The organism is Shimia sp. W99 (assembly GCF_053851455.3).
Map to the genome: position 1 here is coordinate 187,070 of NZ_JBSQBU020000001.1, position 12,995 is coordinate 200,064.

Here is a 12,995-nt window from a genome sequence, read left to right on the forward strand (position 1 = left end):
TCCTTAGTCGTCAAATGGGTGCGGTCAGGCGAAGGGGTTATCGACCTTCGGCCAAAAATTCCCGTCACGCTTGGTAAACGGAATGATGGTCATGTCCGGAGTCACTGCCCCTGGCGTCCGGACGTGGATCACCTCCGAACTTACGCGGGCGAAGTTCTTGTAGAAGTGGTTCGTGGATTTCGGGACCATGATGCGCAAGGTCGAGATTTCCAGCCCCAAATCTTCGAAGATCGAGGGCGAGAAACACTGGGTGCGTTTAGACGAGACGATCAGATGTACGCCGTCGGCGTCCAACCAGACACCGTTGCCGACCAGCATCTCGGTTTCGCCAAGCTTCTGGGTCATGTTTTCACAAATGCCGCGCACGGTGACCTCCAGATCCACGGCATCGCCGGATTCCTTGCAGATCTTGCCTCCGACACGCACCCGCATCAGTGCACCGACACCGGCATCCTGGCACATGGCCACCAGCACTGGGTCCCAGAACAGCGCAAGCGCGATATCCTTCGTTCCGCGTTTCAGGATCTCTTGCAGAAAGAACGTCGCATCCGACGGAGCCCCGCCGCCGGCGTTGTCTCCCATATCGGCAAGCGTGACAGGGAATTCGGTCGCTGCTTCTGCCATATCGAGCGCGGTCGGAATGTCCGGATAGTTCTTCTTCAAGCCATCGCGAATGTCCCAGAGCCGATCCGCAAATTCCTTGGCAACCCGGGTTGCCTCGTCTGCGTCACCATCGGTGATGACCAGCGTCTTTGCGCCAACATCGGCGACATCCCCCCAAGGGAAGCCGTGGGTCAGCGACACCGACAATACGCCGTCTTTCCATTCGGCGTCCTTCATCGCCTGGACATAGGACTGCCCCGGTTCCTTCATCGTCTCGATGATCGTCATCATCTTGCAGTCGTGCATCGCCATGACCGGGCGCGTTCTCCCTTCGGCGGCGTCGGCCGCCATCGCGAACACTTCACGCGCGCGGTCTGCAGCGTCGACATGCGGGTATTCCTTGAAGTTCACGATCAGCGTCGCATTTTCGAGCATCGCTCGCGTCAGGTGATTGTGGGGATCCAGTTCCACCCCGATCACCTTGTCTGGCCCCAGAATTGCCCGAGCGCGCGCGATCGTATCGCCTTCGCAATCGTCATACCCGTCGGCGACCATTGCACCATGCATAGCGATCAGGAAAACATCAGGTTTGTGGGTTGCCAGATCAGCCAGAATTTCGTCACGAAACCCCTCGTAGACCTCGCGGACCGTCATGCCCGAGGGCTGCGCGGCGGCGGCCAGGCTTTCGACCACCTCCCATCCTCGTTCTTCGGCCATTCGGCGCCATTCGCTCATCGCAACCGAGTAATGGTTCCACGGCGCCTTAGTGGCCTCGCGCGTGATCATCCCGGCCTCGAAGGCCAGCCGGCCCGTCGGCATGGGCGAGAAAGTGTTGGTTTCTGTGGCCAGCGCGGCAATCATTAGTTTCATGTCATGTCTCTTCCGGCTGCATCAGCGCCGTTGCCAGGTTTGCCAGCAAGTGAAGCATGATCAGGCTGAAGCCAACCGGAATCGCGATGGCAAAGACGGACATCGGAATATCCAGCGTTTCGGCGGTCACTCTTGTGTTGCGGGCGATATAGCCCGAGGTTATCTTTCCGTTCAGCCCGAAAACGCTGTACCAGAGTATCGGAGTGATGAACACGAAGGTGCCGGCTGCCCGCACGACCGCGAAGACGCGCCCGAGGCCGTCCATGCGCTCGCGTGCGGCGGGAAACAGCGAGGGATCGGCATTGATGCGAAAGGCGCAGGAGGCGCCCAGCAATCCAGCCCAGACCATGAGGTAGCGTGCAAGCTCCTCGGTCCAGGCCGGGGGGTCGTCGAGCACGTAGCGCGCGGCGGCCTGCCAGAAGGCGATCACAACAAGAGATGTCACCGCCAGTATGGCTCCCCAGAGCGCGACCCGGTTCAAAAAGGCCGAAAGCCGGTCCAGCAGGGAAATCGCCGCGCGCATCGGATTACAGCCCGCTCGCGGTTTTCCAGGCGTCCAGCGAGCCCTCGGGCAGCGGAACCATGTTGTGCACCGGAGTCGTCATCATCTTGAACTCCTGCCAGGCTTCGTCGCTGAGCGTCACCACCTCAATGCCTGCTTCGCGCAGCTTGTCGAGTTCGGCGGAACGGCCGGCCAGCCATTCGGCGTTGGCCTTGTTGGCGGCTGCCGCGGCGTCCATCACGATTTTCTGCTCGTCTGCCGGCAGACCCTGATACCAGTCTTCGGAAATGATCACGGTACGGCTGGACTGCGCAACCTTGGCATCGGTGAAGTACTTGATAAACCCGGTGTGACCGAACATGATCGGCACCATCGGGGGGTTTAGGTATCCGTCAGCGATCCCGGTTTGCAGCGCGTTGGGCACTTCGTCCCATGCCACGACGGTGCCGTTGGTGCCCCACAGCTTGAAGATGGCGATCTGGCGATCATCCAGCGCACGCATCCGCAGATCCGCAAGATCGGCGGCCTTCTCGACCGGGTGCTTGGTGTTGAAGATACCGGCCGGCGAGCCCAGTGCGGCCAGCCCGATCACCCGCACGCCCTGGGGCGTAGTGCCTGCGTTGATCTTGTCCAGCATTCCGTTCTCGAGGCCCTTGGTGATGCTGTCCCAGTTGGGGAACAGATAGGGCAGGGTGACCGGGATAAGGTTGCCGTCTAGGGCGCCAACGCCCTTGGTGTCAGACAGCGAGACCTCGAGCAGACCCTGCTGTACCTGGTCCATCTTCTCGGCCTCGCCGCCAAGCGCGCCGCGCTCGTATTCCACGGCGTCCATGCCGTTGGCGTTCATGTATTCCGCAAAGGCGTGCGCCCAGACATAAGAGCCCGAGTTTTCGAGATCCTTCGCGGTGTCCAGCGCGATCTTGACCTCTGCCGAGACCGGCGCGGTGAAGGTGACAGCCAGCGCAACGCTCGCTGCCCCCATAAGTCTCATGAATGACATTTCAATTCCTCCTCTTTTGACCCAGTTTCCTGGGGATTTCCAAGTTCAGTTCCACAAGCCAAAGACCCTGGGCAGGAAGAGGCTGATCTCGGGAACGAAGACCAGAATCCCCAGCACAAGGATTTCCACGATGACGAAAGGGATGATCGCGCGTGCAAGCGTCCAGTAGTTCAGCCCAGTGACGGTCGAGACGATCAGTAGGCAGCCCCCCATCGGCGGCGACACCAGCCCGACGGTCAGGTTGAAGCAGATCACGATGCCGAGATGCACCGGATCGGCGCCATTGGCCAGGGCAACCGGTGCTAGCAGCGGCACCAGCAAGGCCAGCGCCATCGGGATATCCAGGAACATGCCGGCCAGGATGAACAGCAGGTTCATCGCCAGCATGAACCCGACCGGACCCAGGCCGAGATCGGTTATCAAGGCCGAGATCGCCTGCGGCACCTTTTCGAGAGATGCAAGGTGCCCAAAGGCGGCGATGGCGCTAAGCACGACAAAGATCGACCCGGTCAGCATGGCGGTGCGGCGCAGGCTTTCCAGCACGTCCTGCATCTTCAGCCCCTCATAGAAGAGCGCGGCCAGGGCGGCGACGATCACCGCCACGGCGGCGGCCTCTGTCGGGGTCATCCAGCCAAGAACGATCCCGCCGACTATGATCAGCGGCAACAGAAGCGCGGGAAGCGCTCGGCCGATGGCGGGGATCACCGGCGGCGCCTCGCCCTTTTCGATGCGCGGATGGTCGTCACGGATCGCGAAGAAGGCGTTCATGGCAAAGAGGGCGCCAGCCAGCAAAAGACCGGGCAGGATGCCCGCCACGAACAGTGCGGCGACGGATGTCTGCATGATTGCGCCGTAAAAGATCAGCACGATCGACGGCGGCACGATCGGCCCGATGATCGATGACGCTGCAGTGATCGCCCCGGCGTAGAGCTTGGTATACCCGCGCTGTTCCATGGCCGGAACAAGCGTATTCGAAAGAGACGCCGCATCCGCCACGGCCGAACCGGAAATGCCAGCGAAGAAAACCGAGGTCATGATATTAACATGCCCGAGCCCCCCCCGGATACGCCCGACAATGGCCATCGACACGTCGATCAGGGCCTTTGTCACCCCCCCCCGGTTCATCAACTCGCCCGCGAGGATGAAAAGAGGCATGGACAGCAGGGCAAAGACGCTGATCTGCGAGAAGACCTTTTGCGGCAGAATTGCGAGGTAGCGGGCGTTATCCGTGAATATGAATGACATGACCGCCGTGCCGCCGACCACATAGGCCAGCCCCAACCCCGAGGCTAGAAGTACAACGAGAATGACAGGAACAAGCAACATCATGCGCCTATCCCCTTTCGTCCCGGCCGGATGGTCTCGGGATCGAGCCTTTCGGCGAGGATGTTGGCCGGAATGGCCTGGCCCATGACCTCGGCGGCAGCGAACTTCGCTAGACCGGGGGCGGATTGGATGCCGTATCCGCCTTGCCCCGCCAGCCAATAGAAATTTTCGGCCTGATCCGAGAACCCGGCGACCGGGCATTTGTCGGCGACGAAGCTGCGTAATCCGGCCCAAGGGTTCTCGATCCGGCGGACAGAGACATTGAACGCCGTTTCGATCCGGTCGACGCAGATCGCGATGTCCATTTCATCGGGCTGCACGTCACACGGCGGCTCGGGGTCTTCGTTTGCAGGCGAAATCAGCAGCTTGCCCGCATCCGGCTTGAGATAGAATTGTTCTTCGACATCGACGACCAGCGGCAGCGCACTCGGATCGCAGCCCTGCGGCGGATCGATCATCAGCGCCGTGCGGCGCTTGGGCACCAAGCCGATCCGCTCGGCACCGGCCATCTGCCCCACGTCGTCTGCCCACGCGCCCGCGGCGTTGACAACAATCTTCGCCGTGACTGCGCCCTGCCTGGTGTCGATTTGCCAATCGGTTGTGGTCCGGGTCAACGCGGCGACCGGCGCCCTGGTCAGAACCGTGCCTCCCGCGGCCTTGAAGCACCTCAGATACCCCTGGTGCAATGCCGCCACGTCGATTTCCGAGGTGCCGCTGTCCCACATCGCGCCGAACGCGTAGCCATCCCGAAGCAATGGCAATCTCGCGTATAGCTCGGCGGCTTCGATGCGCCGCACCGTCGACGCGTCGACCAGTTCGACCAGCATTTCGTCGAGCGCGCTCGCCTGGTCGGCCCGGGCCACGAAGACCGCGTCGATGGGGGACAAGAGGGGGTGATCGGCAAAACCTTCGGGCGGCTGCTCGAAAAACGCCAGCGAGGCGCGCGTCAGGGCCCGTATCGGTTGCGGGCCGTAAATGGGCGAATAGACCGCCGCGGACCGCCCCGTGGTGTGGTAGCCCGGCTGGCTTTCCTGTTCGATCAGCACCACCCGTCGCGAGGCCGCGAGTTCGGCCGCGACCGAAGCCCCTGCGATTCCCGCGCCGATGACGGCGATGTCGAAGTCTAGCGGTGTTCCGGTCAAGATATGCAGCCCCATGTCAGAATCGGTTTGATTTCCTGTTTCGCAACGCTACTGTATTTTCCAATAGGAAAACAGAAAAAATTTTCCAATAGGAAAAATGACATGCGGAATTTTCGAAAAGACTTTGAGCCCAACTCCACCGCGACAGAGATGGATCTCGGGGCGCGTGTCCGTGAAATTCGGAAGGTGCGAAAGTGGACTTTGAAGGAAGTGTCCGAGCGGACCGGGCTCGCGATTTCAACCATTTCCAAGATGGAACGCGGCGAAATCTCGCTCACCTATGATAGGTTCATGCGCCTGGCTCAAGGTCTCGGGCTGGACGTGGGCGAGCTGTTCGATGCGGAAGCCGAAGGGTTTGCACCCGGTACCGTTTCCGTCACCCGGGCGGGCGAAGCGCCTTTGCACCGCTCGGCCACGTACGATTACGATATGTTGGCCTCAGACGTGACCGGCAAGCACATGGTTCCGATGGTGGGTCATATCAAGGCAAACAGTTTCGAAGCTTTTGACGACTTTATCGCTCATCCCGGTGAGGAGTTCATATATGTTATCGACGGCGAAGTTACAGTTTACCTCAAAGGTCGCGATGCTGTCACTTTAGCAAAGGGTGAAAGCATATATTTCGATAGCGGAGTGGGGCATGCCTACGTTTCGACCGGCGATCGGGAAGCAACCGTTTTGGGCGTCTGCTGGAAGCCGGGGAAAACCGTCATCGACATCTGACAAGAGATCGAAAAACCTCTCAACTTATCGCCTTATGCATATTTCCGCAAAGCCGCGGCGCCACTCGAACTCGTCAATGCTTACCGGCATACAGACTATTTCTTTTTTCGAAACTTTGAAGGGGACTTGTCCGTCCATCGCTTGAATGCACGAGAAAAGCTTGAAGCGTTCGAGAAACCCAGCGCATCGGCGATCTCGTCGTTCGACATATCCGGGTTCAGTTCGACAAGCTTTATCCCCGCTTCCTTCCTCACATCGTCGCGAATATCTTGGAATGTCGTTCCCAGTTGCTTGAGAAGGCGCTGTATGTTCCTTGGTTTCGCTCCCAGAAAGTTTGAGAAGGCATCAATGCCAAAAGATTTGTCGCTCAGGTTGTCTCGGCACACCTGAGCGACGAACCTTAGGATCGACTCGGGTCCGGTCCGATCCGAAAATTCACTGCGATCAGTTTTTTGAAAGCGCCAGGCAAGTTTCATAGGGCAGGCCAGCCACTGTGATGGAAAAGCGACGGAGACCCCGTTCAAGTCGTGCTGCATGCGCGACTGCTTCGGCAAGATATCGAGCGGAACCCCGTCGAGCCTCTGAGCAGAGACGAGAATTCGTCGGGGATCAAACGCAATACCAACTGTTTCGTGAAGCAAGGTAATCCAAATAGTTACCGCCGCTGCATCTGCTTGGGTAACCGTCTCCGTTGGCAAAAAGGTCCGGTCTCCCCGTACCACCGTTACGTCGGATTTGATAAGGAGGGAATAGCTGATGGTGTTGATTTGACGGTCGAGCTCGATGATGGCGAGCGGAAGGAACTCGGCAAGGGTGTGCGATACCTCGTAGCTCTCGCGAACGAAGATTGGTCCTGACTTGATGAATTCATCCATCGCTTTTGCCGCAAAAAACGGATCTTCAAGAAGTTCGGACATCTTTTGAACTGCCCGATAAAGAGCATTGCCTGCGATCAAAGCCCCGTGATCGCGTATATCAAAATGTTCCAACCCGACCTCCCGTAACAAAGCGGCCGCTTTTCCGCCTCGTCGCTCATAGGATTTCACAAAGGCATACAGTTGCGCGGCGCGATTGAAGGCAATTTTTTTGGAAACCATATGCTTCTCCTGTTTTTCGGATTTTCCGCGGCGGAGTGGTCAGTTTTCGGCATCTTGTAGAGCGATCTAACTGGAATCAACATTTGACGACATATTTCGCTACAAGCTGTCGCTCAATGATACCGGTGTTTCGACACCCCTGAGTCAATCTCTGGATCGCAAGTCGAAGTTTTCCTTTGAATACGAATGGATATCCCGATGCTCTTCAGAAAAGCGCTCCTCTCAACCTGCGCCCTTGCCGTTTTCGCCGCAACGGCCACCGCTGTTTTGGCCAATGATATCGTTATCCGGAACGGTCGCGTGATCGACCCTGAGACAGGGCTGGATGCGATTCGAAATATCGCCGTCGATAACGGCAAGATCGTTGCAATCAGCGAGTTTCCTCTCGCAGGCGACACCGTGATCGATGCCACAGGCCACGTTGTATCGCCGGGGTTCATCGACCTCCACGCTCACGGGCAGAGCATAGGCGACTATCGGATGCAGGCCATGCAGGGGGTGACGACAGCGCTCGAGCTTGAATCCGGCGTGTTGCCAATTGGCGACTGGTACGACGGGCAGGCTGCCAAGAACCTGCCGATCAACTTTGGCGCGGCGGCGGGCTGGACCTATGGCCGGATCGCCACCTTCGACAACACCGACCCGCTGGCGACAATCGAGTTCTTCCAGGATGCCCAATCCGAAAACGACTGGAAGATGGACATAGCCGACCAAGACCAGTCCGAGCGGATCCTGTCGCTGGTCGAACAGGGGCTCAAGGAGGGAGCCCTTGGGGTCGGGGTCAACGCGGGCTATGCGCCAGGATACGGTCAAAAAGAATACTTCGCGTTGGCCGAACTGGCCAACGAATATGGCGTCGCGACCTACACCCATGTCCGCTATGCCAGCGTCATCGAACCGCAAAGCTCGTTCGAGGCGCTCAAGGAACTGATCTCGAATGCGGCGATAACCGGCGCCCATATGCATATCTGCCATATCAACAGCACCTCGATGGCCGATATCGAGGCCACGCTCGCCCTTGTTGATGAAGCGATGGCCAAGGGCATCAACATCACCGTCGAGGCCTATCCCTACGGCGCGGCCAGCACCGTTGTCGGTGCTGCCATGTTCACCGGCCCTGATTGGCGCGACCGGATGCAGTCGACATCCGAGAACTTCCAGCTCGGCCAGGATCGGATGACAGAAGACCAACTGGCGGACTACCAGAAGAATAAGCCCGGCACCTTCATCACCTGGCATTTCCTCGACGAGGAGAAGCCCGAAGACTTGGCGATGCTCGACCTGTCGGTTGCCCATCCCGCGACGCTGATCGCATCGGACGCGACTTTCTGGTCGTATTTTGACGATGACGGCAATATCCAGACATACACCGGGGACGAATGGCCGCTGCCCGACAACGTGTTTGCGCATCCGCGTTCGGCCGGGTCCTACGCCAAAATCCTGCGCTCATATGTGCGCGAGCGCGGCGTCCTGTCGATGAGCGAGGCGATCCGGAAAATGTCCCTGATGCCGGCGCAGACGCTGGAGGATTTCGTGCCTCAGATGAAGAACAAGGGCCGGATCCAAATTGGAATGGACGCCGATATCGTAATCTTTGATCCAGCGACCATTGCCGACATGGCAACCTATGAAAACGCCAATCAGCCCGCGGTGGGAGTTCAGACGGTGATCGTTAACGGCGGCCTTGCGGTCCGGGAAGGCAACCTGGTGCTGGACGCGGCCTATGGCCAGCCGATCCGTCGCGAAACCATAGTCGACTGACCGCGCCGAGAATGAACCAGATTTGGGAGACCTACTTGTGAGTACTTTCAGAAAATTTGCCGCCACGGCTATGGTGGCGGGCATGCTGCTACCGGTCGCGACTTGGGCGCAGGACTATGACCTCGTGATTTCAAACGGTCGCGTGATGGACCCCGAGACGCTCTATGACGGAGTCGCCAACGTCGGGGTCAAAGATGGCCGCATCGTCGAGATTTCCAAGGACGCGCTGACCGGGGCCGAGGAAATCGACGCCACGGGTCACATCGTAGCACCAGGATTCATCGACACGCATTTCCACTGGCAACAACCGATGGGCTATGCGCTTGGCCTGCGTGACGGACTGACGTCGAGCATGGACCTCGAGGAGGGCTGCGCAGGAACATTCATCGCGCGGTGGTACGAAGAACGCGAAGGCAAGAACCAGGCGAATTTCGGGTGCGCCTCCAGCCACGAACAAGCCCGCGCCATCGTGCTCGACGGTTTCGACGACGAGGAAACCCTTCTGCTGGGGCCGGCGGCGGCGCTTACCTCCCGCAAGGGATCGGGTTGGAGTTTGGACAAGGCTGATTACGACGCTGGTAACAAGATTCTGCAGATCATCGACGAAGGCCTTCAGGCTGGCGCGCTCGGTATCGGATCGACATTGGGATACATGCGCGATGGTGTCACCACGCGTGAGCTGTTCGAGGTGCAGAAGGTTGGCGCGCGATATGGTCGCCAAACGGCCGTTCATACGCGTTTCACACCCGATGGCGACGTGTTGGAAAACGTCGGCGCGCAAGAAGTCATTGCCAATGCATTGGCTCTGAACGCGCCCGCAATACTGCAGCACTTCAACAATCCCGGCTGGCGACTCACGCATGAACTCATCGCGCGGCTTCAGGAGAACGGACACAATATCTGGGGAGAGATCTACCCCTATTCCGCCGGATCGACCACGGTGAACGCAGTCTTCCTCAAACCCGAAAACTGGGTTGAAAGACAGGGGCATCGCTACGAAGACACGATGCAGGATCCGATTACAGGTGATTTCTATACGCAGGAAAAATACGATCAGGTCCTGAAGGATAATCCGACCCAGGAAATTCTGTTGTTCAAGACTCCGCCAGAGGACTCAGTCAAATGGTTGACTCTCAGGGGGACAACAATGGCTAGCGATGCGATGTTCGCGGAGCCTCTTATGGCGCCTTGGAATACTCCATTTGAGAAGTTGGGAAACATGCATCCGCGCGGCGCCGGGGCGCGCGCTGCAACACTGCGCCTTGGGCGCGAAAACGACATACCGATGATGCAGCTTTTGTCGATCCTCAGCTACAACGCAGCGCACCATCTGGGCCGTACGGGGCTGAAGGCCATGCAGGAGCGGGGCCGGATTCAGGAGGGTATGATCGCCGATATCGTGGTGTTCGACCCCGAAACAGTTGCCGACAATGCGACCTATGATCAGGGCTCGATCCCCTCGACCGGGTTCAAGGCCGTGATCGTGAACGGCGCGGTGACGGTGCGAGATGACGAGCTGCTAGAGGTTTTCGCCGGTCAGCCGATCCGCTTCGAGCCTGAAGACAAGCCGCGTTTCGAGCTGGTTTCAGAAGAGGCGTGGAACCGCGAGTTCTCGACTGGCATGCCGGATGTGGCGCCTGGCATTCCTGCGCAAGGTGGCAACTGAAGCTTGTCTCATGCATTCAAGGGAATCTGACATGCGACTTCTCGTGATAACTGCGGCGGCCCTGTTGGCCGCAGCTCCCCTGTTCGCGGCGCCGCGCGAGATCAATTTCGACAAGTTGCCGGATCCCGCGGCCATGGCTTTTAACGATCCTTTTCGGGAAATGGGCTTGAGCGATCTTGGAGACCTGCGCACTGTCGTGCGACTCGAGGCACGGTTGAGAATAGAAACGTTCGAAGCCGAAACGCGGGACCGGCTTGCTGCACAAGTACGTGAGGCCCGCAAATCTCTGGAGAACAAAGGGTATGACATAGACGCGCTGCTGGCCTCCCGCTGGGAGGTGGCCACAAATCGCAAGCGCGCCCGAGTGGCCACCAACTCCGAATATGAAGGTGCCGAGGTCGCGCTCGACGGTTTCTTGATCCCCGCTGGAAATGACACGGACGGCGCCTCGGTTGGCTACCTGGTTTCCTCGGTGGGATTGTGCAGCCACAAGCCCGCGCCTGAGCCAAACAAGTTGGTGCGCGTGCGGTATGGTGGCAGCTTCCCCTCCCAGAACCTCTATGTGCCAGTCTCTGTCGTTGGCACATTGCTCCGGAAACCGGGAGATGAGACGATTTTCCTTCTAGACGGTACCGCTCGGATGCTCAGCATGTGGCAGCTATCTGCAGATCAAATTGTCGCGAAAGGTCCTGTCCACGGGACCGGGGCCGATCAGGGTGCGCGAAGTGAGATCGATCCTATTTCCGTCGCTCAAGGGGCGGATTGAACCGTTTGAAGGAAACTCATTGTCAGAAATCCGGCGGTGAATTGAGTGATTTCAGATGTTTGAATTGACGGTCGTAAATAGGGGGAAAGATGATTAGGAAGGACATAGACGCCTTTGAGAAAAGTGAAATACCTAGGCGGTCCCTGCTGAAAAGCGGAATGGTTGTTCTCTGTAACGATTACCTTTTCTTTGTGCTCCTTCTCTCCGGGTGGCAATTTCCCATCAAAAAACTCATACGCCGGATTGATGAGGATGGTCGTGTTTTTTCGGGGAGCATCGCTACCGATCCCTTTCTACTTGATCTTTCTAGGATGAAAAAGAAGTCGGGTGTTTCAAAGAGAGTTCGGAACACCATCCTTACGGTGTTGTTCTTGACTGCAACTGGACAGGCCTATGCAGACGACACGGGCGATGGGATTGGTGGACCAGCCAGCGTATCGCTCATTGTAGCTGATGAAGAGAAGGGAAATGGGTCCCGGCAAGACCGATTGAAATTCGGCTTCGACTATTCGACCATGATGCAAACCGCATCAAACAGCATGGGGTTTCGCTCCGCAGTTGGTGGAGTGGCGCGCGCCTATGGATCCATTGACTTCGAAGGCGAACACATCGGGTCAGGCAGTAGCCTCGTCTTCAAGTTAGAAAACAGACATAGGGCGGGAACCAAAATCGCTCCTCAGGCTCTCGGATTTGAAGCCGGATATGTGGGCCTCACGGCGCTTACCTATAGCGATGCAGGCTGGTTGTTGACCAATCTCTATTGGCAACAATCTCTTGCAAGTAACCGGATCGGGTTGGTTCTCGGAATTGTGGACGTGACGGATTATGTCGATGTCTACATGTTTGGCAATCCTTGGGCTGAGTTTTCCAACTTGGCGTTTTCGACCAACCCGACAATACCCGCCCCGGATCAGGGCCTTGGAGCCGCCATTCGGTTCAACTGGGGGGATCGCGGCTATGTCTTGGCCGGTATTGCGGATGCAAACGGCGATCCTGGCAATCCCAGGGATGCTTTTTCCAGCTTCTTCGACAAAAACGAGTACTTCAGTCATTTGGAAGTTGGCTGGTTTTCGTCTTGGGAGAACAGGTTTAGAGACAATATCCACCTGACAATATGGCACGTTGATCAACGAAAGAGTAGCGGGATTGCATCGGGACATGGCGCGGCATTTTCGGCAAGTTGGAAAACCTCGGAACTTCTGACCCCGTTTGTAAGACTAGGTTATGCTGACGGTGGCGGCGCATTGATGGACCGGTCTCTGAGCGTTGGTCTGGGCATTAGCCCCCGCCGCCCGACTGATCAATTCACCGTTGGTTTGAACTGGGGGCGGCCAAATCGTGACGTCTACGGGCGTGCGCGAACGCAAGGGACACTTGAGGCTTACTATCGCTGGCAGCCGATCGACTGGCTCCAGATCAGCCCCGGAATTCAGTACGTCCACAACCCTGCGCAAAACCCTAACGCTTCAGGGATATGGTTTGCGGGGCTACGAATTAAAGCAACTTTCTGACGGTTATCCCAACGTTGCGCTGAATTTC

The 12,995-nt window shown here is 58.1% G+C and carries 11 protein-coding genes; 5 read left to right on the forward strand and 6 right to left on the reverse strand.

Annotated features, from left to right (window positions below):
• Nucleotides 1-24: 24 nt before the first annotated feature.
• Genes ACS3QZ_RS00865 through ACS3QZ_RS00885 form a run of 5 tightly spaced genes read right to left on the reverse strand, consistent with a single transcriptional unit; the run spans nucleotide 25 to nucleotide 5,443 of the window.
• Nucleotides 25-1,473 carry a M81 family metallopeptidase gene (locus ACS3QZ_RS00865; protein WP_456036137.1) on the reverse strand — a complete coding sequence of 483 codons (1,449 nt, stop codon included), beginning with the start codon at nucleotides 1,471-1,473 and terminating at the stop codon, nucleotides 25-27.
• 1 nt (nucleotide 1,474) lies between these two features.
• On the reverse strand, nucleotides 1,475-1,996 hold the full coding sequence (locus ACS3QZ_RS00870) for a TRAP transporter small permease (RefSeq protein ID WP_456036138.1): 522 nt from the start codon (nucleotides 1,994-1,996) through the stop codon (nucleotides 1,475-1,477).
• 4 nt (nucleotides 1,997-2,000) lie between these two features.
• Nucleotides 2,001-2,975 carry a TRAP transporter substrate-binding protein gene (locus tag ACS3QZ_RS00875; RefSeq protein ID WP_456036139.1) on the reverse strand — a complete coding sequence of 325 codons (975 nt, stop codon included), beginning with the start codon at nucleotides 2,973-2,975 and terminating at the stop codon, nucleotides 2,001-2,003.
• Between the two features lie 45 nt (nucleotides 2,976-3,020).
• Nucleotides 3,021-4,304 carry a TRAP transporter large permease gene (locus tag ACS3QZ_RS00880; protein ID WP_456036140.1) on the reverse strand — a complete coding sequence of 428 codons (1,284 nt, stop codon included), beginning with the start codon at nucleotides 4,302-4,304 and terminating at the stop codon, nucleotides 3,021-3,023.
• Nucleotides 4,301-5,443: an NAD(P)/FAD-dependent oxidoreductase gene (locus ACS3QZ_RS00885; RefSeq protein ID WP_456036141.1), complete on the reverse strand. Its 1,143-nt coding sequence runs from the start codon at nucleotides 5,441-5,443 to the stop codon at nucleotides 4,301-4,303. Before ACS3QZ_RS00885 ends, ACS3QZ_RS00880 begins: the two co-directional genes overlap by 4 nt.
• Before the next feature lie 3 nt (nucleotides 5,444-5,446).
• Here ACS3QZ_RS00885 and ACS3QZ_RS00890 point away from each other — a divergent pair, with 3 nt between their 5' ends.
• Nucleotides 5,447-6,166, forward strand: coding sequence for a helix-turn-helix domain-containing protein (locus tag ACS3QZ_RS00890; RefSeq protein ID WP_456036142.1), 720 nt, complete (start codon nucleotides 5,447-5,449; stop codon nucleotides 6,164-6,166).
• A 95-nt stretch (nucleotides 6,167-6,261) separates the two neighbouring features.
• On the opposite strand, the gene ACS3QZ_RS00895 is transcribed toward ACS3QZ_RS00890, so the two are convergent.
• The gene (locus ACS3QZ_RS00895) at nucleotides 6,262-7,263 is read right to left on the reverse strand and encodes a helix-turn-helix domain-containing protein (protein WP_456036143.1); all 1,002 of its coding nucleotides are present in this window, start codon (nucleotides 7,261-7,263) and stop codon (nucleotides 6,262-6,264) included.
• Nucleotides 7,264-7,461: 198 nt separating this feature from the next.
• Between ACS3QZ_RS00895 and ACS3QZ_RS00900 the strand changes: the two genes are divergently transcribed.
• The 4 genes from ACS3QZ_RS00900 to ACS3QZ_RS00915 all read left to right on the forward strand — a co-directional run bounded on the left by ACS3QZ_RS00900 (nucleotide 7,462) and on the right by ACS3QZ_RS00915 (nucleotide 12,967).
• A complete protein-coding gene (locus ACS3QZ_RS00900; RefSeq protein WP_456036144.1) occupies nucleotides 7,462-9,024 on the forward strand; it encodes an amidohydrolase family protein in 1,563 nt (520 codons plus the stop codon).
• 37 nt (nucleotides 9,025-9,061) lie between these two features.
• Nucleotides 9,062-10,690 (forward strand): amidohydrolase family protein, encoded by a 1,629-nt coding sequence (locus ACS3QZ_RS00905; protein WP_456036145.1) that lies wholly within the window; start codon nucleotides 9,062-9,064, stop codon nucleotides 10,688-10,690.
• A 31-nt stretch (nucleotides 10,691-10,721) separates the two neighbouring features.
• Nucleotides 10,722-11,456: a DUF3299 domain-containing protein gene (locus tag ACS3QZ_RS00910; RefSeq protein ID WP_456036146.1), complete on the forward strand. Its 735-nt coding sequence runs from the start codon at nucleotides 10,722-10,724 to the stop codon at nucleotides 11,454-11,456.
• A gap of 89 nt (nucleotides 11,457-11,545) precedes the next feature.
• Nucleotides 11,546-12,967 carry a carbohydrate porin gene (locus tag ACS3QZ_RS00915; protein ID WP_456036147.1) on the forward strand — a complete coding sequence of 474 codons (1,422 nt, stop codon included), beginning with the start codon at nucleotides 11,546-11,548 and terminating at the stop codon, nucleotides 12,965-12,967.
• Nucleotides 12,968-12,995: the final 28 nt, after the last annotated feature.